This is a genomic window from Telluria sp. LT2P80 (genome assembly GCF_059685955.1).
Window position 1 is genome coordinate 267,446 of sequence record NZ_JCASIO010000005.1, and the last position, 23,398, is coordinate 290,843.

Genomic DNA, 23,398 nt, shown 5'->3' on the forward strand with positions numbered 1-23,398 from the left:
CCTAGCGCGAGTTGTGTGCGCCGAGCTCCCACCAGGCCGGCATCAGCGCGCGGATGCCCGGCTGGGCGAAGCGGTCGTCGATCAGCCAGACCACGCCACGATCCTGCTCGGTGCGGATCACGCGGCCGGCTGCCTGCACCACTTTCTGGATGCCGGGGTACAGGTACGTGTAGTCGTAGCCGGCACCAAACAGCGTCTGCATCCGCTCGCGCAGTTGCTCGTTGACGGGATTCACCTGCGGCAGGCCAAGCGTGGCGACAAACGCGCCGATCAGGCGCTCGCCCGGCAGGTCGACCCCTTCGCCGAACGCGCCGCCCAGCACCGCAAAGCCCACGCCCGCGCCACCGATGGCGAAGCGGTCGATGAAGCCCTGGCGCGCGGTCTCGCTCATGCGGCGTTCCTGGCGCCAGGCCGTCACGCCCGGGTCCAACTTCGCCAGCGCGCCGGCCACCTGGTCCATGTAGTCGAAGCTGCTGAAGAACGCCAGGTAGTTGCCGGGGCGTTCATGGAACTGGCGGGCGATCAGTTCGGCGATCGGCTGCACCGACCCAGCGCGCGCCTGGTAGCGGGTCGAGATGCCTTTGGCGACATGCACGTCCAGCTGGCTGGCCGTGAACGGCGAATCGACCTCGACCCAGGCCGTGTCGGCCGGTAGACCGAGCGTGTCGGTGCAGTATTGCCAGGTGCCGAGCGTACCGGAGAACAGCGTGCTCGAATGCGACGCGGCAAAGCGCGGTCCGAGAAACGGCGCCGGCACCACATTGCGGATGCAGATCGTCGAATCGCGCAAGGTAGGGCGGTCGGCGTCGCGCGACAGGTCCACCAGCGAGTGCGGCCCGAACGACTCAGCCAGGCGCGCAAATTGCAGCGCGTCGAAGTGGAAGCGCTGCAGGTCGGGTTCGAGCGGACCGGGGAACGCCGCCAGATGTTCGTTGATGGTGCTGGACGCATCCTGCAGCGCATCGACCAGTTTCGCCGGCATCGACTCGAGCAGCTGGTACGGTGCGGGCGCGCCCTTGTCGACATTGGTCCAGGCGCGCCCGACGCGCTCGAGCGCTTTCTTGATCGCTGGAGGTGCGACGGCGCGGGCGGCGCGCAGCAGTTCGCGGTCGATCTCGGCGCTGTACATCGAGCGTGCGCGGTTGACCAGGTTGTGCGCTTCGTCGACCAGCACGCTCGCCTTCCAGCCGTTGGCCTGCGCCAGTGCGTACAGCATCGCGCCGCCATCGAAATAATAGTTGTAGTCGCCAACGATCATGTCGACCCAGCGCGTCATCTCGCTGCCCAGGTAGTACGGGCAGACGTCGTGGTCGAGGGCGACCGTGCGGAGCGCTTCGCGGTCCAGCACCAGGACCTCGGCCGCAGCGGCGCGCGCGGCCGGCAGGCGGTCATAGAAGCCGCGCGCCAGCGGGCATGCCTCGCCATGGCACGCTTTATCCGGATGCTCGCAAGCCTTGTCGCGCGCGGTCAGTTCCAGCACGCGCAGCGGGGTTGACGTTGCCGAGCACAGTTTGGCCGCGCCATCCAGTGCCAGGCGCCGGCCCGGCGTCTTCGCGGCCAGGAAAAACACCTTGTCGATGCCCTGCTGCGGCATGGCCTTCAACGTCGGGAACAGGCTGCCGACTGTCTTGCCGATGCCGGTCGGCGCTTGCGCCAGCAGGCAGCGCCCGCTGGTGTTGGCGCGGTAGATGCTCTCGGCCAGGTGGCGCTGGCCGGGCCGGAAGTCGGCGTGCGGAAAGCGCAGGTGCGTCAACGCGTCGTTGCGCGCGGCGCGGTGCGCGCTCTCCTGCGCAGCCCAGCTCGAGAAGCGTTCGCACAGGCCCGCAAAATGGGTCTGCAGCCAGGCGCTGTCGCGCTGCTCGCGCAGCACGGTTTCGACGCCGCTGCCGATGTCGTAGTAGACCAGGGCCAGGTTGACCGCATCCAGACCGCGCTCCTGGCACAGCAAATGGCCATACACGCGCACCTGCGCCCAGTGCAGGTGGCGGTGGTTGTCGGGAATGGACTCGGGGCGGCCGCGGTGCGTTTTGATCTCTTCGATCAGGTTCTCGTTTTCGTCGTAGCCGTCGGCGCGGCCGCGCACGCGCAAGCCGTTCCATTCGCCGGACAGCGGCAGCTCGGCGCGGTAGCCGTCGCCCCGGCGCGCGGCAACGACGGCGTGGCCGGCGATGCCTTCCTGGGCGCTGGGCGAGGGCGTGAAGCGCAGGTCGAGGTCACCCGCCTTGGCGGTGAACTCGCACAGTGCGCGCACGGCGATCGTGTAGGCGGGTTGCGTGGTGCCGGTCAAATCAGGCCGCCATCTCGGGCGCCAGATCCCAGACCAGGTAGCAGACGGCCACCGGCATCGCATGCGCGGCGCAGTACTCGATCCAGCGTTGCTGGTTGTCCTGCAGGCGGTCGCCCGGGCCTTTCACTTCGATCATCGTGTAGCGGTTTTCAAGGGGGAAGAACTGGATCAGGTCGGGAAAGCCCGTGCGGTTTTCGCGCACGTCGGCCAGGATCCGCTCGCACCACTTGCGCAGGTGCGCGGCCGGGATGCAGTCCAGGGCCAGTTCAACCAGCTCGAGGCTGATGCCGTCCCAGTGCACGAACGGTGATTGCAAGCCGGCCTTGTCGCGGTAGGTCGCGCGGATGGTGTCGCGGTAGGCGCCGGAATCGAGTTCGTCGAAGCAGGCAGTAAATTCGGCCAGGCGGCGCGCGTAGAAGTCGGCGCTATACAGATCGGCCGGTCCACGGTGGAACGGGTGGAAGAAGGCGCCGGGAATGGCGGCGAAGATCGCGCGCCAGCACAGCAGGCCAAACAGCGTATTGGCCAGCGCGTTTTCGACGTAGAACACGGGCGCCTGTTCTTGCGCCAGATGGTCGCGCACCGCGCCCTCGACCCAGCGCTCGCCGTTAGGGGGCGCCAGGCACAGGTCGATGCGCTGCACCTCGGTTTTCGGGAGCCGGCCCAGGCGCGCGTGACCCAGGCGGCGCGCCAGGCGCGGCGCGATGCGGGCCAGGTGCTGGCGCTCGGCGTCGTTCTCGGGGGTGGCCTGGGCCTCAGTCAACAGGGCCCAGGCGTCGTCGAAGCGCTCGTGTTTTTCGAGGACGCGAATCGCGCGGCCCCGCGCGCCGGGGTAGCGGCAGCGGGCGTAGGCGGCAAAAGCGCCATCCCAGTCCTTTTGTTTCTCGTAGTGCTGGCCGATCTGGAACACGAGCTTTTCGCGCCGGCTGGCCAGCCAGTCGTTGTCGAACGCATGCTCGGGAAGATCGCGCACGACATCCTCGACGGCTTCGCCGGCGGCGAAGCGCTCGCGGCATGCGTGCAGCAGGATGTAGTGGTCAATGTCGGCGCGCTGGCGGAAACCGCGCGAGGCTGGCGAGATGTCGACCTGCTCGTAGCGGAAGAGGCCCAGGTCGGACAGCACGAAATCGGTCCAGCCCTGGCGCAGGTTGCCGAAGAAAACTAGCCGCAGGCGGTCGCACAGGGGCTTGACGTGGATGCGCCAGGCGACGTCGGGGCAGTCGCCGTACCAGCCGGAAAAACGGCGTGGATCGGCGCAGTCGGCCCGCAAGGCCTCGAGCAGATCGCCCTTGCGCGCGCTTTTCTGGCGCAGGTGCGGGAAGGCCTGGGCGACTTCGGGCTTGGAGAGCAGGTCGAACAGTTCGTCGAGTGAGAGTTCGGGATCGGCTTCGATCCAGCCGGTGCCCAGCAGGTGGCCGGCCGCCTCCACCGGGCAGCCGATCTCGGCGTAGCGGAGTTTACTGGCGCGAAACAGCGTGCCTTTTCGCATGACCATGCGCACGAACAGCGCGCGCGCCGCATGCGGCAGGGCAGGGAAGGCGGCCAGGAACGCATGCTCTTGCGCGTCGAGCAGGTCGGCATAGCGTTCGCCGATCCAGTCGAGAACGCGCTGGAAGTTGTCCAGATAATAAAACTCGTTTTCCAACAACCTGATCATGACCACCCGCGTTACTGTTCTTATGTACAGTATAGGCCTGCGTGGACAGGGAATCCAGCAGTTTCGGGCGCGATCGTCCCGCGCGCTGCTAGCGCGTTGGCCGTGGACGACAGGCGTCGCCGTTGCAGCGATCCGCGTTCATCTCCGGGTCGGGCAGGGCATGGCCATTGGCGTGATAGATGACGGCCGAGATCAGGGCGACATCGCTGTCGGGCGTCTCGGTTACCCGCGCCGGTCCGGCATGTTTCGTTGGCCGCGCCGCCTGGCGCGGTACGCTGGCGCGCGCCTGGAACGTCGGCACCGGGGTCTTGGCCGCGCTGCGTTCGGGCGCAGCAGCCGTGTGCGTGGGTTTGGCGGGTGCTCGCCCTCCGTTCGCCGGTCGCAACAGGCGCAGTGGTGGCACCGGCGGTGGCAGGACGTGCGCCGTGCTGGCTGCGGGCGCTGGTGCTGATACTGGCGGCAGCGCTGGAGCAGCGTCGACGATGATGGCCGCCGCCAGCGGCGCAGCAGGTTCGTCGGCCACGATTGCGCGCGCCGCGATCCCTGCGTGCGTCGGCTCGACCCTGTGCGGCGTGTCCTGCCCCGCCGCCAGCCAGGCCAGGGCGCCCGTCAACCCCAGTGCGACCAGCACGGCGCCGCCATACCAGGCCACCCTCACGCCCGTGCCGCCGGGCGCGGCACGGCGCACCGGCTCGCGTTCGAGCCTGGCGAGAATGCTGTCTTCGTTGCCGCCGTGCCGCGCCGATGACATCAGATCGGGCCGCAGATGCGGTTGCGTGGGGTTCGCTTGATGTTCGTCTGATGAACGCACGGCAGCACTCCTAAGATGGGGTTTTTCCAGTTCCGATTAGAAACAATCCTGGAGGTACCGATGCTGATCTTTATCGCGCTTCTGTACGTTTGTGGCGCATCCGGCCTGATCTGGCTGGCCGTTTTCCCGACAGGTCGCGCATTGGCAACGCGCGGCATCGGCCGCTTGCGCGCACTGGCGCGGCATGCCGGCGCCTGGGGACACGCGGGCGGGCGGGCGCTGGGCGCCGCGCGCGATGCGGCCGCGCTCACGCTGCGCAAGCGCCTGCTGCGCTTCCTGCGCCGGCATCGGGTCGTGTTCGCCATTGTCGTGCCGGTGATCCTGATTCCCTCGCTGCTGGCGCTGGCGCTGAGCAATCCCGCCATGCTGCCCGTGTATCAGGGCAGCGCCGCCATGCCAGATGAACAGGTGGCGGCGCTGCTGGCTGGCGAACAGCTCTCGCCCCCGGTGGCGCTGCCGCCCGACGTGTTTACGACCGCCGAAGTCGAGCTGATACGGCCGATGCTGGTGGGCGCGAGCCGCAACTGGGGCTTGCTGCACCCTGACTTCAGCGCGCGCCTGCTATTGGCCTTCAAGATCATGAAGGAGCAGCACGGTTACGAGATGGCGCTGCTCGAAGGCTACCGCAGCCCGGCGCGCCAGGATGCGCTGGCCGCCAGTGGCAGCAATGTCACCAACGCGCGCGCGTTCCAGAGCTGGCACCATTACGGCCTGGCGGGCGACTGCGCGTTCCTGCGCGACGGCAAACTCGTGATTTCCGAAAAAGACCCGTGGGCGATGCGCGGCTATCAGGCCTACGGCCAGGTGGCCGAGTCGCTCGGCCTGACCTGGGGCGGGCGCTGGAAGATGATGGATTTTGGCCACACCGAGCTGCGCCTGCGCGGGGTGATGCGGCGCTGACATGGTGATGATGCGGCGCTTGCCGGCAAGCGCCGGCGCTGCACCAAGTCCACCGTGTTGCGCCCGCTCAAGCGGCGGCAGCCATACGCGTGCGAGCATTTCCTGTGAGACTCTTTTTTCAACGGACCTGGGCCCCGCCATGGCGCGATTCTGGAACTTCCTGACCAGCAGCCGCATGCTGATCCTGATCGGCGTGCTCGCCATCGCGGCGCTGCTGGTGCTTGGCGCCGTGGCGCTGGACATCGCCATCGTCTGGGCCGCCATCGTCGGCCTGGCCTTGCTTGGCTGTTGGGGCGCCGGCTGGATGATCCGGCGCGCCTGGCGCGCGCGCGAAGGCGCCCGGCTGGCGTCGGCCATGGCCGAGGGCGAGGGCGGTGGTCACGCCACGGACGATGGGATGGACGACAACGGCAAGGGCGACGTCGCCGTGCTGCGCAAGAATCTGCTCGATGCGGTCAGCACCATCAAGACGTCCAAGCTGGGCCTGACACGCGGCGCGGCGGCGCTGTACGAACTACCGTGGTATATGGTGATCGGCAACCCGGCGGCGGGCAAGAGCAGCGCCATCGTGCGCTCGGGACTGACGTTTCCGATCCCCGGCAACAAGGCCGTGCAGGGCGTCGGCGGCACCCGCAATTGCGACTGGTTCTTCACCACCGACGGCATCCTGCTCGACACGGCCGGGCGCTACTCGGTGCAGGAAGACGATCGCGACGAGTGGTTCGGTTTTCTCGACCTGCTGCGCCGCCATCGCCACCGTGCGCCGGTCAACGGTATCCTGATCGCCGTCAGCGTAGCCGAACTGATGGCCGGCCCGGCCACCGCATCGCACGAACTGGCGAAGAACCTGCGCACCCGCATGCAGGAGCTGACCGAGCGCCTGGGCGTGCATCCGCCCGTGTATGTCGTGTTCACGAAGGTCGATCTGGTGGCCGGTTTCGTGGACTTTTTCCATGGCAGCGAACAGGCCGAGCGCGAGCGCATCTGGGGCGCCACGCTGCGCTACAACCGCCGCAGTGCGCCGCAGGACGTGCTGGCCTTCTTCGACGACGAGTTCGAGGCGCTCGTCGATGGCCTGAAAGAAATGAGCCTGGCCGGCATGGGCGCCAACCGCAGCACCCTGATGCGCCCCGGCGTGTTCACGTTTCCCCTCGAATTTGCGGCGATCAGAACGCCACTGCGCGCCTTCCTGGCCACGCTGTTCGACGAAAACACCTACCAGTTCAAACCCGTGTTTCGCGGCTTTTACTTCACCAGCGCGCTGCAGGAAGGCAGCGTGCAAGACCTGTCGAGCCAGCGCGTGGCCAGCCGCTTCGACCTGGCGCTGGCCAATCGTGAAGGCGCGGTGGCCGAGCCGGCCGCCGGGCAGTCCGGCTACTTTCTGCTGGACCTGTTTCGCAAGGTGATCTTCGCCGACCGCGACCTGGTCAGGCGCTACACGCATCCGGCGGCGGCGCGCTGGAAGCTGGGTGTGTTCTTCGCCGCCACGATCCTGCTGGGCTGCGCGATGGGCGGCTGGTCCTGGGCCTACATGGGCAACCGCCAGCTGGTGGCCAATGTGCAGGCCGATCTCGACAAGGTGACCAGGCTGCAGGCTGGCCGCATCGACCTGCAGTCGCGGCTCGAAGCGCTCGACATCCTGCAGGACCGCATCGAGCTGCTCGATGGCTACAGCCAGGACAAGCCGTGGGCGCTGGGCTTCGGCCTGTACCAGGGTGGGCAGCTGTCGCGCAAGCTGCGCGACGAATACTTCGCTGGCGTGCGCGCCGTGATGGTCGAACCGGTCACGGGTGCGCTCGAGACCATGCTGACGGAAGTGAACAACAATGCGGCCAGCCTCGATCCGGCGCGCCAGGCGGCTACGCCGGCGGCCCGGCCCGGCCAGCCGTATCAGGACACGTCTCCCACCAGCGTCGGCGACGCCTACAACGCGCTCAAGACCTACCTGATGCTGGGCGATAAAACCCACGCCGAGTCGGGGCATCTGAACGACCAGCTCACGCGCTACTGGCGCGGCTGGCTGGAAGCGCACCGCGGCGCGATGCCGCGCGAGCAGATGATCCGCAGCGCCGAACGGCTGCTCAGCTTCCACCTGGCCAACATCAATGACCCGGCCTGGCCGCAGATGACGCTCAAGCTGGGCCTGCTCGACACCACCCGCGAGCATCTGCGCCGCGTGGTGCGCGGCACCCCGGCGCGCGAGCGCGTGTACGCCGACATCCGCACGCGCGCCGCCACGCGCTTCCCGGCGGTGACGGTGGCGCGCATCGTAGGCGAACAGGACAGCGCGCTGGTCGCCGGCAGCCACGCGGTCAGCGGCGCATTCACCCGCGCGGCGTGGGACAAATTCGTGCTGGGCGCGATCCGCGAAGCCTCGAACCGCGAACTCAATACCGTGGACTGGGTGCTCAAGACCACGGCACGCGACGACCTGACGCTCGAGGGCAGCCCGGAGCAGATCCAGAAGGCGCTGATCGATCTGTACAAGGCCGACTATGCACGCGAGTGGGTCAAGTTCGTCCAGGGCGTGGCGATCACGGACCTGCGCGGCTTCGACGCCAGCGTGCAGGCGATGAATCGGCTGGGCGACCCGCAGACGTCGCCCATCGCCAGGCTGCTGCGCACGATCCATGAAGAGACCGCCTGGGACAATCCGGGCGGGTTGCGCCAGCCCGCGAGCAAGACCGAACGGGGCGTCGCCGAGTGGATCAAGCAGAAGATCCTGCGCCGGGCGCCGTCCGATGCACGCACGCTGGCCGACACCATCGATCCGGCCGAGTTGACCGGCGGGCTGCAAAGCGCGGGCCCGATCGGCCGCGAATTTGCCGGCGTGGCGCGCCTCGTCGGTTCCAAGGAGAAGGAGGCGTCCTTGATGACGGGCTACCTCGACGCGCTGTCGCGCCTGCGCACGCGCCTGAATACGCTGAAGAACCAGGGCGACCCGGGGCCGGGCGCCAAGCAGTTCATGCAGCAGACACTCGAAGGGACCGGCTCGGAACTGGCCGAGGCGCTGCGCTACGTCGATGAGCAGATGCTCACCGGGATGAGCGAGAGCCAGAAAAGCGCGCTGCGGCCACTGCTGGTGCGGCCGTTGACGCAGACCTTCGCGATGATCGTGCTGCCGTCCGAGGCCGAGATCAACAAGACCTGGCAGGCGCAGGTCGTCGAGCCGTTCACGCGCACGCTGGCGGCCAAGTATCCGTTCGCGCAAGGCGCAAGCATCGAGGCCACGCCCGGCGAGATCGGCCAGGTGTTCGGGCCCGACGGCGCGGTGGCCAAATTCGTGGGCACGGCCATGGGCCCGCTCGTGGTGCGGCGCGGCGACGTGCTGGCCGCGCGCACCTGGGCCGACATCGGCATCTCGCTCGCGCCGCAGGCGGTGGCCGCGTTCCCGGCCTGGATCGCGCCGCTGTCGAACAACGGCGTGGCGGCCGGCACGGCGGCGCAGACCGTGTTCCAGGTACTGCCGCTCACGGCGCCCGGCACGCTCGAATACACGCTCGAGATCGATGGCCAGCAACTCCGTTACCGCAACACCCCGGCCAGCTGGAGCAATATGGTGCATCCGGGGCCGCAGGGCGTATCGGGGGCACGCGTGTCGGCCGTGACGTTCGATGGCCGCACGGTGGAACTGTTCAACCAGCCGGGCCAGTTCGGCCTGCAGCGCCTGTTCGAGTCGGCGCAGCGCACCAAGAAGGACGACGGCGTGTTCGAGCTGCGCTGGAGCAGCAACAATGTGACGGTGGCGGTGGACCTGAAGATCGTCAGCAGTCCGCAGGCGGGCGGAGGCGGGGGCGGGCAGGCCCAGGGCCAGGGTTTTCGTGGCATGCGCCTGCCGCCGGCAATCGTTGGCCGCTTCGATGCGGCGGCGCCCGCACTGGCCAGCACGGGAGGCCAGTGATGCGCGCCGACCGGATCGGTTACTTCGGCAAGCTGCCCGCGCGCGCCGACTTCGTCAAACTGGCGCACGAACCGGCCACGATCGGGATGCTCGACGCCTGGCTGGCGCAGGTGATGACGCTGCTGCCGTCCGATGCGCGCTGGCGCGTGCATTACGACGCCATGGCGCCGGTGAGCTTCGCCCTCGTCGGTCCGGCGCGCCACCATGCGGTGGCCGGGCATCTGCTGGCCAGCCGCGACCAGTCGGGCCGGCGCTTTCCGTTTCTGGCCACGCGCACGCTGACGGTGGCCGATCCGGCCGCGTTCGTGGCGCACTGTCCCGTCGCTTTTGCCCCGCTGTGGACGTTTTTGCAGGAAATCTGCCCGAACGTGCTGGCAGATGCCGATCCCACATCGTCGCTGCAGGCGATCGCCGACAGCGCGATTGGCCTGGGGGATGTGGGCGCCTGCACGGCCTGGATCGACGCCGGCACAGTGGGTTCGCTCGACGCGCTGCTGGACGACTGCGGTGTCGCGCGGCTGGTGCTGGCGCTTGGCCTGCTGCTGCAGCCCGTGATGCGCAGCCCGCCCCGCACGCTCGACAAGAGTCTCGTGCTGCCGCTGCCGGCCGACCCGGCGGCGCGCTATCCGGTGGCGGCGTTCTGGCTCGGGCTGATCGCGCCATTCCTGCGGCGCGCCGGGTTCGACCTGGCGCTGTTCATCACGCACCAGGACGGGCGGCAGGTGCTGGTGGTGGGCTTTTGCGCCGCGCTGGCCGACACGCTGCGCGCCATGATCGATCCGCTGGTGGGCGCCGACCTGCAGGTGCGCCTGCAGCACACGGCCTGGATTGACGAGCAGCTGCAGCTCGAGCCCGACGTGCGCGCGCTGGCCAGCCAGCTGGCCCAGCCCGACCTGCCGCTGGCGCTGGCGCGCACGCTGTTCATGACAACCTTCATCGGAGCCTGACGTGATACTTCGCACACTGATCGTCATGCTGTGCCTGGCGGGCCTGCAGCACGGCGCAGCCACGGCCCAGACCCAGACCGACGCACCGGTGCTGGTGACCGGCACCGTGGCCGACGAGGCGACCAGGGCGGCGCTGCTGGAACGCCTGCGCGGCGTCTACGGCGCCGCGCGCGTGGTCGACCAGCTGTCAGTCGGCACCGTGTCGACGCCTGCCAACTGGAACACGTATGTCGGCCGACTGATTGGCCCCAACCTGCGCCTGGTGAAAGGTGGCCAGCTGCACATCGACGGCAACAGCGTCAGCCTGCGCGGCGACGTGGCCAGCGAAGAGCAGCGCCAGAAGATCGCGGGCGACATCGCGGCGAGCCTGAATCCCACTTACACCGTCAACAACGGCTTGCGGGTGCAGGTGTCGCAGCAAGTGGTGCTCGATACGGCGCTGGCTGACCGCATCATTGAATTCGAATCGGGTAAGGCGACGCTGACGCCCACCGGCATCGCCGTGCTGGACGGGATGACGGTCGCGCTGCGCAAGATCAAGGGCGTCAAGGTCGGCGTCATCGGCCACACCGACAACGCCGGTTCGCGCGCCAGCAACCTGTCACTGAGCCAGGCGCGGGCCGAAGCGGTCAAGGCATATGTGGTGGCCCAGGGCATCGGGGCCGACTCGATCGCGGTATCGGGCGAGGGGCCCGACCGGCCGGTGGCGGACAACCGCACGCCGGAAGGGAAGGCGCGCAACCGGCGCATCGAGTTCAAGGTACTCCAGTAAAGCGCCCCAGCCTTACGGCCGGGTCCATTCACGCTTTACGGCAATGTGATCGTCACGTTCGCCGCTTTCGGCGGCAGCGTCACCAGATCGTTGTAATGGGCCAGCGCATAGCCGGTGTCGTTGCCCAGCACGGTCCGGAAGCCCACGTACGCGCCCAGCCCGGCCACCGTGAACACTATCCCCAGCACCCACAGCGACAGGTCGCTGCGCACGCGGTTGACCACCTGGTCCGGCCGCCCGGCGTGCGGCGCGAAGCCCCGCGTGCGGCCGCGCATGCGGGCGATCTCGTCGCCCAGACGCGCCACCAGGTAATCGAGCTTGTCCTTGCCGTCGAGCGCATAGCGGCCCTGAAACCCCAGCAGCAGGCACATGTGGAAGACCTCGAGTGCCTCGACCTGCTGCGCCCCGCGTGCGCGCAGGTCGTCGAGCCGGTGGAAGAAATGCTCGCCCGCGAGCTGGTCGCCAAACACGCGCAGCTGCAGGGGCCGGGTTTCCCACGCGTCGCGCACGTCGAAGGTCGAGCGCAGGATGATTTCGTCGACCGCCGAGCAGAATGCGTACTTGGCGGCCAGGATGTCGTCGGCCGCGATCCCCAGTGCCTTGGCATTGCGGTCGACGTCCATCAGAAAGCTCGTCATGTTGTCGGCAAATGCGACCTTGTCCTGCGGTCCACACCCGGTCTTGAGCAGGAACAGCGCGTAGAACCCCTCGTACATGATGTCGCTGAGGCGTTGCGTGCGCATGGCTCGCTCGCCCGTATCGCCTTTGGGCGCGGCGCGGCGCTCGATGAACGCGCTCATGCCGACACCGCGATCAGTTCGAGCCGCAGTTCGCGCAGCCCGTTGGGCACGTACACCGACATCGCCTGCGACTTGAGCATGGCCTCGTACAGCGCCCCGCGCACGTCGAGGACGAAGTAGACCATGTCGGGCCGCACCGGAATCGCGCTGGGCACCTGCGGCGCGTGCAGCAGTCTGACGCCCGGCAGCGCCGACAGTACGCAGCGGTCGACGTCTTCGGGCGCGCCGACCTTGAATTGCAGCGGCACGGTTTCGACCAGGCGCAGCGCCGGCATGTCGGCGGCCACGGCGAGGTACAGCGTGGTCTGCGGGGTGATGCGGCCCGAATCGAGCGCGCCGTGGTAGTACGACGGCCGGTCGTGGTGCAGCGCGATGGTGAAGTAGCGCGACGAGATCACGGTATCGAGGAGGTCGCGGATGATGCCGTCCAGACGCGCAAACGGTGGCCCCGGATCGGCGTGGACATACGCGGGCAGGTCGTCCAGCCGGTAGCTGCGCGAATAGGTCATCAGGCCACCGGCCAGGTGCAGCAGTGCGCCATACAGGCGCTCGGGATGCAGCTCGCGGTGGTGCAGGTAATGGGCCAGCGCCGCATAGCCGGCGCTGGCCGTGTGCAGCAGCCAGAACGACGACACGTCGCCGCCGCGGATCTCGACCACGTTGCGGCTCGGTTCGCGCAGGTCGCCATACAGCGCGGTCACCTTGGCCAGCAGCTTTTCCATCAGCCGCGCCAGCGCGCCGTGCAGGCCCAGGCCCGGGCCGGCCACCGCGTCGATCGACAGGCTCGGCGGAATGAAGCCGGGATCGGGCTCGAAGCCGCCGGTGGCCACGCGGCGCAGGCGCAGCAGCGGAAAGCTCTCGTAGGCTTCGAGTGCGTCGCCGTCGGCCACCAGCCGCAGCGTCTTGCGCAGATAGGTGACCGGGGCTTCGGCGGCGCTGCTGTACAGGTCATGCGTGTCGCGCTCGTGTCGGGAAAAACGCAGCGTGTCTTCCTGCTCGTGCAAGCCGTCGCCGGTGCCGGCGCCGATCGCGCAGTTCTCGCCATGCGCGCGCAGCGCCGGCAGGGCGGCGTGGTAGGTGACGGTCTGCATCTCGGGCGGCAGGTCGGCCAGGCGCACCTGGGGCGGCAGGATGTCGCCATCGGGTGCCCGGTACACCTCGCCCTCGGGGAACAGCAGCGAGAGTTCCTCGATGCGCAGCACGTCGTTCCTGAGCGCGTCCAGGTCGATCGTCATCCTGCGCACGCCCCAGCAATACGGATGCAGCGCGCACGCGGTCTGGTTCAGGCGCGCATCGTGGTAGCGCTCCTGCTGCTGGAAATGCTGGGGCCGCAGGAACAATCCTTCGTCCCATAAGACCTTGGATGGCATGCTCACGTCGGCCTCGCTTGGTGTCCGAAAATGTTTAGCTTGCAGGAAAGTTTTCGACGTATATTGACAGCGCACAGACGCCAGCGTGCTTGTGCCACTGACGGTGCCACCGGCCACACTCATCGCACAGGCGTGCAGGCCGATGTTGACGCCGTCACGCTCTGCGTCTGCGCTGCTGACCGTCGTGCGCCAATGGCCGGCTGCGGGGTTGTGGAACAGCGCCACGATGCCGACATGGCCGGCTTCGCGCGCCACCTTTTCGGTCACTTCGTAGCGCTGCCCCGGCACCAGCATGATTTCGCGGACATCGAGCAGGTCGGCGCCGAGCCGCTCGCGTTCCTGTTGCGGGTCGAGGAAGGCGGCGTAGGGCGCTTCTTCGAAGGCGTCCTTCTGGCGCAGCTTGTAGAGGCGCACCGCGAGCGCCAGCGGCTGGCCGCGCTCGTTGACGTTCAGGCGTGTGGCTGCGTGCAGCCGCAGTGGCACGTTACGGGGCGGCTGTTGTGATTCGGGCAGCCCGGCCGGCTTGCGCAGCCCCACCGCGCCCAACGCCGCACTGGCGAACGAACCATGCGGGGTGTTGCCGCAGCCGGCCAGCGCTGCGGTGAACGTCAACGTGAGCACCAACAGTGCGCAGCGGTGGGTTGGGGGCATCTGGTTCTCCTGTGCAGTTTCTTGAAGGCCAGCGTTGGATTGAATCCGTTTCCCGCCCGCATACGCTGCGCCAGCGCAAGCGCAAGCCCGTTCGCGCACCGATCCCACACCCGTGTGCTGAATGCACGCGCTGTTGACCATGCACAACTGCACGCGGGTGCCGATGCGAATAATGGTGGCTTGTTTATCTACCGGAGCCGAACATGATTCGCCAACGACTGTTACCCATGCTGATCGGCGTTGCCGTCCTGGCCGGGTGCGCCACCGACGGTATGGGCACCAGTACGGACACCCCGCGCGCCGCCGTGTCCGGGAACATCTACGTGCAGGCCGATGCGGCGCTGGCAGCGCGCCAGCCCGAAAAAGCGATCCTGCTGCTCAAATCGGCCAGCGTGGCCCATGCCGTCGACAAGAAACCGTGGGTGCGCATGGCGCAGATCCGTTTTGACGCCAGCCAGTATGGCGAGGCAATCAGCCATGCCCAGGAAGCCCTGGCGCGCGACCCCAACGACACGCTGGCCTACAGCATCCTGGCCGTCAGCGGCCTGCGCGTGGCCAGCAAGGCGCTGGCCGACCTGACCCGCAAGAACAATCTGCAGGGGTCGGTGCGCAGCGAGGCGCAGGACCTGGCCAGGCTGCTGCGCACCAGTCTGGGCGAAGAAGTACTGGTCAGTACGCGACCGGCCGCGCGCTCACCGGTGCGCAAGCCGTCCACCCAGACGGCGGCGGCGCCGTCGCGGCCCGCACCTGCCCCAGCGGGCGGCAGCCCGTTCGACGTCCTGAAATAACGCGGCATTTCTCACCAGTGGCCGGCCATGCCGGCCATCCCATTTCCCCACTGGAGTCGACATGGCCAAGAACGAAAGCGTACAAAAACGGTTGCAGAAAGTGCGCGCGCCGCGTGTGCAGATGACGTATGACGTCGAGATCGGCGATGCAACCGAGAACAAGGAGCTGCCGTTCGTGGTCGGTGTGGTCGGTGATTTCGGAACCGATCCCCAGGTCGACAAGAAACGCCTGAAGGACCGCACATTCGTCAATGTCGATGCGAGCAATTTCGACGAGGTGCTCGGGGGCGTGGCGCCGGTGGCGAGCTTCAAGGTGGAAAACCACCTGTCGCCGGAAGGCGGCGAGTTCGGCGTGCAGCTTCAGTTTCGCGAGATGGCAGATTTTCGGCCCGAATCGGTGGTGCGCCAGGTAGCGCCGCTGGCCAGGCTGCTCGAGGCGCGCACCAAGCTGGCCGACCTGCGCAACAAGCTGGCCGGGAACGACAAGCTCGAAGACATCCTGACCGACGTGCTGGGCAACACCGAAAAGCTCGACAGCCTGCGCAAGCAGCAGGGCGACATTGGCAAGGAGGGTTGAGATGGCCGCAGTCCTCGAATCAACTGGCGCACAGCCGGGCGCCCCCGAACTGGATGCGTCGCTGCTCGACCAGATCGTCGAACAGAGCCGCGTGGCCACGTCCAGCAGCGAGCATGTGCGGGCGCGCGACCTGATCTCGGAGCTGGTCAGCCAGGTCATGCAGGGCACGATGGTGATGTCGTCGAACCTGTCGGCCACGATCGACGCCCGGCTCGCGGAGCTCGACCGCATGATCTCCGACCAGTTATCCAGCGTGATGCACGCGCCCGAATTCCAGAAGCTCGAGCGCAGCTGGACGGGCCTGCAATATCTGGTCAAGAACAGCACGACGGGCGCGAACCTGCAGATCCGCATGCTCAACGCGTCCAAGCGCGAGCTGGTGAAAGACTTCCAGTCGGCCATGGAATTCGATCAGAGCACGATGTTCAAGAAAATCTACGAAGAAGAATTCGGCACCTTCGGCGGCGCACCGTACGGCACCCTGATCGGCGACTTCGAGATCACGCGCCAGCCCGAAGACATCTATTTTCTCGAGCAAATGTCGCACGTGGCCGCTGCCAGCCACGCGCCGTTCATCACGTCCTCCAGCCCTGAACTGTTCGGCGTCGAAAGCTTCGGCGACCTGGGCAAGCCGCGCGATCTGGCCAAGGTGTTCGACACCGTCGAATACGCGAAGTGGAAGGCGTTCCGCGAATCGGAAGACGCGCGCTATGTCGGCCTGACGCTGCCGCGCTTCCTGGGCCGGCTGCCGTACCACCCGGCCGACGGCATGACCACCGAAGGCTTCAATTACGTCGAAGACGTCGACGGCAGCGACCATTCCCGCTACCTGTGGTGCAACGCGGCGTATGCGTTCGGTGCGCGCCTGACGCGTGCATTCGAGGATTACGGCTGGTGCGCGGCGATCCGCGGCGTCGAGGGCGGTGGGCTGGTCGAGAACCTGCCGACTCACACGTTCAAGACCGACGAGGGCGAGGTGGCGCTCAAGTGCCCGACCGAAGTGGCGATCACGGACCGGCGCGAAAAGGAAATGTCGGACCTGGGCTTCATCTCGCTCGTGCATTGCAAGAACACGTCGTACGCCGCGTTTTTTGGGGCGCAGTCGGCGCAGAAGGCGCGCAAGTACAACAACGAGGCGGCCAATGCGAATGCGGTGCTGTCGTCGCAACTTCAATACATCTTTGCTGTGTCGCGTATAGCGCATTACATGAAATCCATGATGCGCGACAAGATCGGCAGCTTCGCGGCAGCGTCCAATGTCGAGGATTACCTGAACCGCTGGCTCACGCAATATGTCCTGCTCGACGATAACGCGAGCCAGGACCAGAAAGCGCAGTTCCCGCTGCGCGAAGCCAGCGTGCAGGTATCCGAGGTGCCGGGCCGGCCCGGCGTGTACCGCGCCGTGTCGTTCCTGCGACCGCATTTCCAGCTCGACGAGCTGTCCGTTTCGCTCCGTTTGGTCGCGGAGTTGCCGCAATCGACCAAGAACTGACTGCTGTAACCAACTTGTTGTTCAACCGACGTTTCAATCACACTTGGAGTAGAACATGGCAATTGACGTGTACCTGCAGATCGACGGGATCAAAGGCGAGTCGCAGGATGACCGGCACAAGGACTGGATCGAGTGCACCTCGGTGAACTGGGGCGTGAGCCAGCCCCGGTCGGCCACGGCATCCACCGGCGGCGGTCACACCGCCGAACGCTGCGAGCATCAGGAAATCGCGCTGACCAAGCTCGCCGACCTGGCCTCGCCCATCCTGTTGCAAACCTGCTCGGCAGGCAAAACCATCCCCAAGGCCAAGCTGGAATTCATGCGCGCCGATGGCCAGGGCGAGCGCATCAAGTACTTCGAGATCGAGCTTGAAAACGTGCTGATCGGCGGTGTCCAGCCAAGCGTTGCCGAAGGCAGCATCATCCACGAAGCAGTGGGCCTGAAGTTCTCGAAGATCAAGTGGAAATACACCCAGCAAAAGGTGACCGGCGGCGCCGGCGGCAACACCTCGGGCGGCTGGGACCTGGCGGCCAACAAGATCGTCTGAGCGGCGCCCTCCGCTTTCCACGCGGCGGCTGCGCGCCGCCGCGTGTTCGTTGTAATTACCCCCCCTCGGAGACACCATGAAAGGCTGTACGCCTGGGCTGCTCGACCGCCTCATGGACGAGCGCCGCGATCTTGGGGCCGGCGCGCCGGCCGGCATCGAACGCGTCAAGGACAGCATCGCGCGTGACCTCGAAGCCTTGCTCAATACCCGCCTCGCGCTCGATCCCGCCCATCTCGCCAGCTACCCGCATGCGCGCGCATCCTTGCTCAATTACGGCCTGATGGACTTCGCCGGGTTTTGCCTGACCAGCAGCCTTGATCGCGACGCCGTCTGCGCGAGCATCGAAGAAGCGCTTGCCTCGCATGAGCCACGCCTGTCCGACGTGCGCGCCGCGTTTGCGCCGGACGCGGGCGACGTCAACCGCCTGCAGTTTGTCATTCATGCCCGTCTGGCGCTGGACGGCCAGGACGAGACGATCAACTTCAACGCCGTTCTGCAACCGTCGTCGCTGCACTACGACGTCAACCGTACCGTCCGGCCTGCCAAGGCCGCGACCCCACCCGACCAGGAGGCACGATGGACATCAACCTCAAGACGCTGATCTCGAAGCTCAACGACACCACGCGCGCGGCGGCCACGCGCGCCGCCAGCATCTGCGTCGGGCTGGGCCAGTACGAAGTCGACGTCGAGCATCTGTTTCTTGGCCTGATCGAGCAGCCGGGCAGCGACCTGACCGCGATCGCGCGCCACTGCGATATCAGCCTCACGGGCCTCGAAGCCGACCTGCGCCGCGAAGTGGCGCGCTTTGCCACCGGCAGCGCACGCACGCCCGTGTTTTCACGCCATCTGCCGCTGCTGTTCGAGCACGCCTGGCTGATCGCGTCGCTCGGCGCCGGCGGGCCGCCCCGGATTCGCAGCAGCCATCTGATACTGGCGCTGTTGACCGAGCCGTCGCTGGTGCAACTGGCGCAGCGTGCGTCGCCGCTGTTTGCGCGCTTTCCGCTGGACCGCCTGAAGCACGATCTCGAGCGCCTGACGCGCGGCTCGGTAGAGCAAACGGAGTTGGCGGCGGAAAGCAGCGAGCCCGGGTCGGATGCTGCATCCGAGCTGGCGCAGTCTGCGGGCCGCGCCACGCCGGCGCTCGATCAGTACACGACGTGCCTGACGGCGCGTGCGCGCGACGGCAAGGTCGACCCGGTCATCGGGCGCGACATGGAGATCCGCCAGGCCATCGACATCCTGATGCGGCGGCGCCAGAACAACCCGATCCTGACGGGCGAAGCAGGTGTCGGCAAAACGGCCGTCGTCGAGGGCCTGGCGCTGCGCATTGCACTGGGTGACGTGCCGGACGTGCTCAAGGGCGCCGAGATCCACACGCTCGACATGGGCTTGCTGCAGGCCGGCGCCAGCGTGAAGGGCGAGTTCGAAAACCGCCTCAAGAATGTCATCCACGAGATCAAGCAAAGCCCCCACGCGATCATCCTCTTCATCGACGAAGCGCACACGATGATCGGTGCCGGCGGCGCGGCCGGGCAGAACGATGCCGCAAACCTGCTCAAGCCCGCACTGGCGCGGGGCGAGCTGCGCACGATCGCCGCGACCACCTGGGGCGAATACAAGAAATACTTCGAAAAGGATGCGGCGCTCGCGCGGCGCTTCCAGGTGATCAAGGTCGAGGAGCCCGACGAAGACACGGCGGCTGCGATGCTGCGCGCGATGGCGCCGCTGATGGAGCAGCACTTCGGCGTGCGCATCTACGACGAGGCCATCACCGAGGCAGTGCGCCTGTCGCACCGCTACATCAGCGGGCGCCAGTTGCCGGATAAGGCCATCAGCGTGCTGGACACGGCGTGCGCCAGGGTGGCGCTGGGCCAGAGCGCCACGCCGGCATTGCTGGAAGATTGCGGACGCCGCATTGAGCGCTTCGACGCCCGCGTCAAAGCCCTGAGTCGCGACGCCAGCGCCAGCGCCGGTGACGATCACGCGTCCGCGCTGGCGTCGCTGGGCGAAGAACGCGCCAGTGCAGCGGCCGAGCAGGTCGCGCTGCAAAGTCGTTGGACCGACGAGCAGGTGCTGGCGGACCAGATCGGCACGCTGCGCGCAGAACTCGAAGCCGCGGGACCAAACGCAGCGGGGGACGGCAGCGCGCAACTGCGCGCGCTCGGCGAGCGCCTGCGCGGCCTGCAGGGCGACGCCCCGCTGGTGCCGGTGCAGGTCGACGGGCACACGGTTGCCGCCATCGTCGCCGCCTGGACCGGCATCCCGCTCGGGCGCATGGTCAAGGATGAAATCCGCACGGTCGTCAATCTGCAGGCGATGCTCGACGAGCGCATCCTGGGCCAGCGCCACGCGAGCAGCGTCGTGGCCCAGCGCGTGCGCACGGCGCGCGCCAATCTCGACGATCCGAACAAGCCCAAGGGCGTGTTTTTGTTCGTCGGCACCTCGGGCGTGGGCAAGACCGAAACGGCGCTGGCGCTGGCCGACATCCTGTACGGCGGCGAGCGCAAGCTCATCACGATCAATATGAGTGAATACCAGGAAGCGCACAGCGTCTCCGGCCTGAAAGGCTCGCCGCCTGGCTATGTCGGCTATGGCGAAGGCGGCGTGCTGACCGAAGCGGTGCGGCGCAATCCGTACAGCGTCGTGCTGCTCGACGAAGCCGAGAAAGCGCACCCGGACGTGCTCGAACTGTTCTACCAGGTCTTCGACAAGGGTGTGATGGACGATGCCGAAGGCCGCGTCATCGACTTTCGCAACACGATCATCATCCTGACGTCGAACGTCGGCGCCAGCCAGCTGATGGCTGCCTGTCTGAACAAGCCGGCGGCCGACCTGCCCACGCCCGACGCGCTGGCCGAGTTGCTGCGCCCAAGCCTGTTGAAGCATTTCAAGCCGGCTTTTCTGGGCCGCTTGAGCGTGGTGCCGTTCTACCCGATCGGCGACGAGGTGCTGGCCAATATCATCCGTCTGAAGCTTGCGCGCATCGGCGCGCGCGTGCTCGAGAACCACAAGGCCAGCTTCGAATACGACGAGGCCCTGGTGGCGGCAGTGCTCAGCCGCTGCACCGAAGTCGATTCCGGCGCGCGCAATATCGACAACATCCTGGGCGGCACGCTGCTGCCCGAGATCGCTGACAGCGTACTGGCACGGATGATGGAAGGCGGCGCCATCGCCCGCGTGAAAGTCGGCGCCACCCGCGCCGGCAAGTTCAAATACCTGATCGAACCGGTCCAGGCTTGATTGCAGACTTGATTCCAAGGAGACACCATGCTCGCTATCGACCTGTTGCTCACACCAATCACGCCGGACAATCCGTGCGGCGCCGACCTGGCCTTCGCGCCCGAAGTCGACGAGATCGCGCGCGCGCGCCTGGCCGACGATCCCTCGCTGGAGCAGGGCGCCTGGGTCACGGCGCTCAAGGAAGCCGACTGGAAGTTCGTCGGCAAACGCTGCGCCGCCCTGCTCGAAACGCGCAGCAAGGACTTGCAACTGGCCGCCTGGCTGGCCGAGGCCAGCACCCGTACCGGCGGCATGCGCGGCCTGGCCGATGGCCTGGGCCTAGTGGCCGCGCTGTGCGCGCGCTACTGGGACGGCGTGCATCCGCAGGCCGACGAAGACGGCGTCGAGCGGCGCATCGGCATCCTGGCCTGGCTGGCCAGCCGCGTGGCGCCGCTGGCCAAGGGGGTCGCGCTGGACGAGAGCGGCGCGCTGACGCTGCAGGCATGGGAAGTGGCGCGCGCACGAGGGCCGGACGCGGTGGCCGAACTGGAGGCGCTGCGTGCACGCAGCAAGCCGGCGTTTGTGCAGGCGTTGCTGGCTGATTGTGAGGCGGCCGTCGCGGCTCTGAGGGAACTGGAGCGCGTCGTCGACGCACAACTGGGCAACGACGGTCCCAGCTGCAGCTCGGCCCGCACGGCGCTGCGCGATGTCATCGACCTGATCTCACCAGGCTTGCCGCTAGCGGTGACAAGCGCTGCGTCATCGACGGCAGGGCAGGGCGGCGCCATCGCCGTGGCGCTGCCGGCGCATACCGACGGACCGGTCGGGCACCGCGATCAGGCGCTGGCGCAGCTGCGCCAGGTCGCCGATTTCTTCCGGCGCACGGAGCCGCACAGCCCCGTTGCGTATCTGGCGGAAAAAGCGGCGCGCTGGGGCGAGCAGCCATTGCATACCTGGCTGCGTTCGGTGATCAAGGATGAGGTGTCGCTGGCGCGGCTGGAAGATTTGCTGGGAATCGACGACCAGGCAGACCAGCGGAAGAAACACCCGGCGCCCTGAGGGACCGGGTTGTTGGCGGGGGGACTTACCTGCGCTTACTCGGGTTTGTCCTGCTTGCCGCCGCCCGGTGTGACGATGGTGCTGGCGCGTTCGAACTGCGCTTCGACTGTCTGCACCGCCTGGCGCGTGGCGGCCGTCACCTGTTCATACCCTTTGAAAGCATTGTCGATCGCCGCCTTCATGATCTGGACCGCGTTCTCGGACCCCGGCTTGACGTTCTGCGTGACGTCATAGATCAGCGCCGACAGCGTGTTCTTCGCTTCGACGGCGTGCGCATCGGCCGCGCCGCGGAACTCGTTATGCATGTCGTCGATGATGGCTTTCAACTGCGTCGTGTACTCGGCCGCGTTGGTGACGCCGGCGGCTGGCTGCATGCGCGCCGCGAGCGACTCGTACGCGGCCTTCGGATTGCCGGCCTGGGCGACGTCACGGCTCGCCTGCATCGTGCTGTCCATCGTGCTCTTGATGGCGTTCATGTTCAGGGCGACGACCTGCTCGACGCCCTTGACGGTCTTGCCGGCCAGCGCATTGAAGGTCTGCATCTGCAGGTCGAACAGGGTTTTCGTGGCGTTGGCAAACTGTTCCGGGCTGGTAAACATAAGGTGTCTCCTCAGTGGGTAAGCTGTTTTTGAAAGCTGAACAATGACAGACAAACGACGTCTGCCGGATTCATTATTTAACAACGATGGGTTTTTCGCAACGCGCGTCACGATAGGGGCCGGTCGCCTTGACCCAGCCTTCACCCAGCGGCGTCGGCGAACAGGCCAGCGCGCCCGTGAGCTTGCTGCGCCATTGGTAATACGGCGCCGGCGCAGCCAGGCTGGAAGAGATAACGACAAGGAGCGCCGTCCCGAGGACGGCAGAGCGAAGAATCTGCATGCCGCCCATGCTCGGCCGTTCCGGCGCGCAAGTCAAGCCTGCACTTGTCCTTCCCACCGTGGGAAGGCGTAAGCTGGTGCGTGAACGACAACCGGAGTGCACCGTGCAAGCTACCCCATCGAGCATGATTATCGGCGACGCCGCCCGCGCATCGGGCGTCACGGCCAAGATGATCCGCCATTACGAATCGATCGGCCTGGTGCCGGCGCCACGCCGCACCGGCGCCGGCTATCGCCTCTACAGCGAGCGCGAGGTGCGCGTGCTGCAATTCATCCATCGTGGGCGGGCGCTGGGCTTTTCGCTGGACCAGATCAGGAACCTGCTGGCGCTGTGGGAAGACAAGGGCCGGGCCAGTGCCGACGTGCGCGCGCTGGCGCAGACGCATATCGGGGAACTGGACCGCAAGATCGCGGAGATGGCGGCAATGCGCCGCACGCTTGTGAGCCTGGCAGCATCGTGCCATGGCGATGCGCGCTCGGCCTGCCCGATCCTCGATGATCTGGCGACGCACTGACGCTGCGCCAAATGGAAGGGTTAACGCAAAACGCCGTAACCCTGTTTCAAAGGCTACGGCGTTTTGCGGGACACGGGGTCCACAAACTCACTACATTTTTTGGTGCCCACGGAGGGACTCGAACCCCCACACCTTGCGGCACATGGACCTGAACCATGCGCGTCTACCAATTCCGCCACGTGGGCACTGCAACTGCTGACAACGATATTACAGACTGCTTACTACGA

General features: G+C 67.0%; 19 protein-coding genes and 1 tRNA gene. 12 read left to right on the forward strand and 8 right to left on the reverse strand.

The genetic code is table 11. The annotated features are described in order from the left end of the window. Position 1: 1 nt before the first annotated feature. The 3 genes from AC56LW_RS15395 to AC56LW_RS15405 all read right to left on the reverse strand — a co-directional run bounded on the left by AC56LW_RS15395 (position 2) and on the right by AC56LW_RS15405 (position 4,755). Positions 2-2,350 (reverse strand): ATP-dependent DNA helicase, encoded by a 2,349-nt coding sequence (locus tag AC56LW_RS15395; protein WP_499635721.1) that lies wholly within the window; start codon positions 2,348-2,350, stop codon positions 2-4. Further along, complete coding sequence (locus AC56LW_RS15400) at positions 2,289-3,944, reverse strand: VRR-NUC domain-containing protein (RefSeq protein ID WP_332530062.1); 1,656 nt, start codon at positions 3,942-3,944, stop codon at positions 2,289-2,291. Before AC56LW_RS15400 ends, AC56LW_RS15395 begins: the two co-directional genes overlap by 62 nt. Positions 3,945-4,032: 88 nt before the next feature. Further along, positions 4,033-4,755 carry a hypothetical protein gene (locus tag AC56LW_RS15405; RefSeq protein WP_499635724.1) on the reverse strand — a complete coding sequence of 241 codons (723 nt, stop codon included), beginning with the start codon at positions 4,753-4,755 and terminating at the stop codon, positions 4,033-4,035. 60 nt (positions 4,756-4,815) lie between these two features. Between AC56LW_RS15405 and AC56LW_RS15410 the strand changes: the two genes are divergently transcribed. From AC56LW_RS15410 to AC56LW_RS15425, 4 genes are all read left to right on the forward strand, one after another. Next, a complete protein-coding gene (locus AC56LW_RS15410; protein WP_499635727.1) occupies positions 4,816-5,655 on the forward strand; it encodes a M15 family metallopeptidase in 840 nt (279 codons plus the stop codon). A gap of 139 nt (positions 5,656-5,794) precedes the next feature. Continuing rightward, positions 5,795-9,556 carry a type VI secretion system membrane subunit TssM gene (tssM, locus tag AC56LW_RS15415; RefSeq protein WP_499635728.1) on the forward strand — a complete coding sequence of 1,254 codons (3,762 nt, stop codon included), beginning with the start codon at positions 5,795-5,797 and terminating at the stop codon, positions 9,554-9,556. Continuing rightward, the gene (gene tagF, locus AC56LW_RS15420; RefSeq protein WP_499635731.1) at positions 9,556-10,503 is read left to right on the forward strand and encodes a type VI secretion system-associated protein TagF; all 948 of its coding nucleotides are present in this window, start codon (positions 9,556-9,558) and stop codon (positions 10,501-10,503) included. Before tssM ends, tagF begins: the two co-directional genes overlap by 1 nt. 25 nt (positions 10,504-10,528) lie before the next feature. Next, on the forward strand, positions 10,529-11,275 hold the full coding sequence (locus tag AC56LW_RS15425) for an OmpA family protein (RefSeq protein ID WP_499635888.1): 747 nt from the start codon (positions 10,529-10,531) through the stop codon (positions 11,273-11,275). A gap of 35 nt (positions 11,276-11,310) precedes the next feature. Here the strand turns inward: AC56LW_RS15425 and icmH are convergent, their stop codons facing one another. Then, on the reverse strand, positions 11,311-12,075 hold the full coding sequence (gene icmH, locus AC56LW_RS15430) for a type IVB secretion system protein IcmH/DotU (protein ID WP_499635733.1): 765 nt from the start codon (positions 12,073-12,075) through the stop codon (positions 11,311-11,313). Continuing rightward, positions 12,072-14,096, reverse strand: a complete 2,025-nt coding sequence (tssK, locus tag AC56LW_RS15435; RefSeq protein ID WP_499635734.1) for a type VI secretion system baseplate subunit TssK — start codon at positions 14,094-14,096, stop codon at positions 12,072-12,074. The genes icmH and tssK overlap by 4 nt, the downstream gene beginning before the upstream one ends. Before the next feature lie 203 nt (positions 14,097-14,299). On the opposite strand from tssK, the gene AC56LW_RS15440 reads away from it, so the two are divergent. From AC56LW_RS15440 to tssA, 7 genes are all read left to right on the forward strand, one after another. Beyond that, on the forward strand, positions 14,300-14,884 hold the full coding sequence (locus AC56LW_RS15440) for a tetratricopeptide repeat protein (RefSeq protein ID WP_499635736.1): 585 nt from the start codon (positions 14,300-14,302) through the stop codon (positions 14,882-14,884). Between the two features lie 61 nt (positions 14,885-14,945). Next, positions 14,946-15,461, forward strand: coding sequence for a type VI secretion system contractile sheath small subunit (gene tssB / locus AC56LW_RS15445; RefSeq protein ID WP_499635738.1), 516 nt, complete (start codon positions 14,946-14,948; stop codon positions 15,459-15,461). 1 nt (position 15,462) lies between these two features. Continuing rightward, on the forward strand, positions 15,463-16,953 hold the full coding sequence (gene tssC, locus AC56LW_RS15450; RefSeq protein ID WP_499635740.1) for a type VI secretion system contractile sheath large subunit: 1,491 nt from the start codon (positions 15,463-15,465) through the stop codon (positions 16,951-16,953). Positions 16,954-17,008: 55 nt separating this feature from the next. Beyond that, on the forward strand, positions 17,009-17,500 hold the full coding sequence (locus AC56LW_RS15455) for an Hcp family type VI secretion system effector (RefSeq protein WP_183551309.1): 492 nt from the start codon (positions 17,009-17,011) through the stop codon (positions 17,498-17,500). A 76-nt stretch (positions 17,501-17,576) separates the two neighbouring features. Further along, positions 17,577-18,101: a type VI secretion system baseplate subunit TssE gene (gene tssE / locus AC56LW_RS15460; protein ID WP_332530073.1), complete on the forward strand. Its 525-nt coding sequence runs from the start codon at positions 17,577-17,579 to the stop codon at positions 18,099-18,101. After that, on the forward strand, positions 18,077-20,740 hold the full coding sequence (gene tssH, locus AC56LW_RS15465) for a type VI secretion system ATPase TssH (protein WP_499635742.1): 2,664 nt from the start codon (positions 18,077-18,079) through the stop codon (positions 20,738-20,740). The genes tssE and tssH overlap by 25 nt, the downstream gene beginning before the upstream one ends. Before the next feature lie 27 nt (positions 20,741-20,767). Next, positions 20,768-21,778, forward strand: coding sequence for a type VI secretion system protein TssA (tssA, locus tag AC56LW_RS15470; protein ID WP_499635744.1), 1,011 nt, complete (start codon positions 20,768-20,770; stop codon positions 21,776-21,778). 35 nt (positions 21,779-21,813) lie between these two features. On the opposite strand, the gene phaP is transcribed toward tssA, so the two are convergent. Both phaP and AC56LW_RS15480 read right to left on the reverse strand, forming a co-directional pair. Beyond that, the gene (gene phaP / locus AC56LW_RS15475) at positions 21,814-22,377 is read right to left on the reverse strand and encodes a TIGR01841 family phasin (RefSeq protein ID WP_258837687.1); all 564 of its coding nucleotides are present in this window, start codon (positions 22,375-22,377) and stop codon (positions 21,814-21,816) included. 73 nt (positions 22,378-22,450) lie between these two features. Beyond that, positions 22,451-22,666: a hypothetical protein gene (locus AC56LW_RS15480; protein WP_499635746.1), complete on the reverse strand. Its 216-nt coding sequence runs from the start codon at positions 22,664-22,666 to the stop codon at positions 22,451-22,453. Positions 22,667-22,781: 115 nt separating this feature from the next. On the opposite strand from AC56LW_RS15480, the gene cueR reads away from it, so the two are divergent. Beyond that, positions 22,782-23,171 (forward strand): Cu(I)-responsive transcriptional regulator, encoded by a 390-nt coding sequence (cueR, locus tag AC56LW_RS15485; protein WP_499635891.1) that lies wholly within the window; start codon positions 22,782-22,784, stop codon positions 23,169-23,171. A 100-nt stretch (positions 23,172-23,271) separates the two neighbouring features. On the opposite strand, the gene AC56LW_RS15490 is transcribed toward cueR, so the two are convergent. Beyond that, a tRNA-Leu gene (locus AC56LW_RS15490) sits at positions 23,272-23,356 on the reverse strand. Between the last annotated feature and the right edge of the window lie 42 nt (positions 23,357-23,398).

Coding starts and splice junctions, on each gene's coding strand:
- icmH (WP_499635733.1), bottom strand. CDS start 12,075: ATGAGCGCGTTCATCGAGCGCCGCGCCGCGCCCAAAGGCGATACGGGC.
- tssM (WP_499635728.1), top strand. CDS start 5,795: ATGGCGCGATTCTGGAACTTCCTGACCAGCAGCCGCATGCTGATCCTG.
- tssA (WP_499635744.1), top strand. CDS start 20,768: ATGCTCGCTATCGACCTGTTGCTCACACCAATCACGCCGGACAATCCG.
- AC56LW_RS15425 (WP_499635888.1), top strand. CDS start 10,529: ATGCTGTGCCTGGCGGGCCTGCAGCACGGCGCAGCCACGGCCCAGACC.
- AC56LW_RS15480 (WP_499635746.1), bottom strand. CDS start 22,666: ATGGGCGGCATGCAGATTCTTCGCTCTGCCGTCCTCGGGACGGCGCTC.
- tssH (WP_499635742.1), top strand. CDS start 18,077: ATGGACATCAACCTCAAGACGCTGATCTCGAAGCTCAACGACACCACG.
- tssB (WP_499635738.1), top strand. CDS start 14,946: ATGGCCAAGAACGAAAGCGTACAAAAACGGTTGCAGAAAGTGCGCGCG.
- AC56LW_RS15395 (WP_499635721.1), bottom strand. CDS start 2,350: ATGCGATGCCGGTGGCCGTCTGCTACCTGGTCTGGGATCTGGCGCCCG.
- tssK (WP_499635734.1), bottom strand. CDS start 14,096: ATGCCCCCAACCCACCGCTGCGCACTGTTGGTGCTCACGTTGACGTTC.
- AC56LW_RS15410 (WP_499635727.1), top strand. CDS start 4,816: ATGCTGATCTTTATCGCGCTTCTGTACGTTTGTGGCGCATCCGGCCTG.
- phaP (WP_258837687.1), bottom strand. CDS start 22,377: ATGTTTACCAGCCCGGAACAGTTTGCCAACGCCACGAAAACCCTGTTC.
- tssC (WP_499635740.1), top strand. CDS start 15,463: ATGGCCGCAGTCCTCGAATCAACTGGCGCACAGCCGGGCGCCCCCGAA.
- AC56LW_RS15400 (WP_332530062.1), bottom strand. CDS start 3,944: ATGATCAGGTTGTTGGAAAACGAGTTTTATTATCTGGACAACTTCCAG.
- tssE (WP_332530073.1), top strand. CDS start 17,577: ATGAAAGGCTGTACGCCTGGGCTGCTCGACCGCCTCATGGACGAGCGC.
- tagF (WP_499635731.1), top strand. CDS start 9,556: ATGCGCGCCGACCGGATCGGTTACTTCGGCAAGCTGCCCGCGCGCGCC.
- AC56LW_RS15455 (WP_183551309.1), top strand. CDS start 17,009: ATGGCAATTGACGTGTACCTGCAGATCGACGGGATCAAAGGCGAGTCG.
- cueR (WP_499635891.1), top strand. CDS start 22,782: ATGATTATCGGCGACGCCGCCCGCGCATCGGGCGTCACGGCCAAGATG.
- AC56LW_RS15440 (WP_499635736.1), top strand. CDS start 14,300: ATGATTCGCCAACGACTGTTACCCATGCTGATCGGCGTTGCCGTCCTG.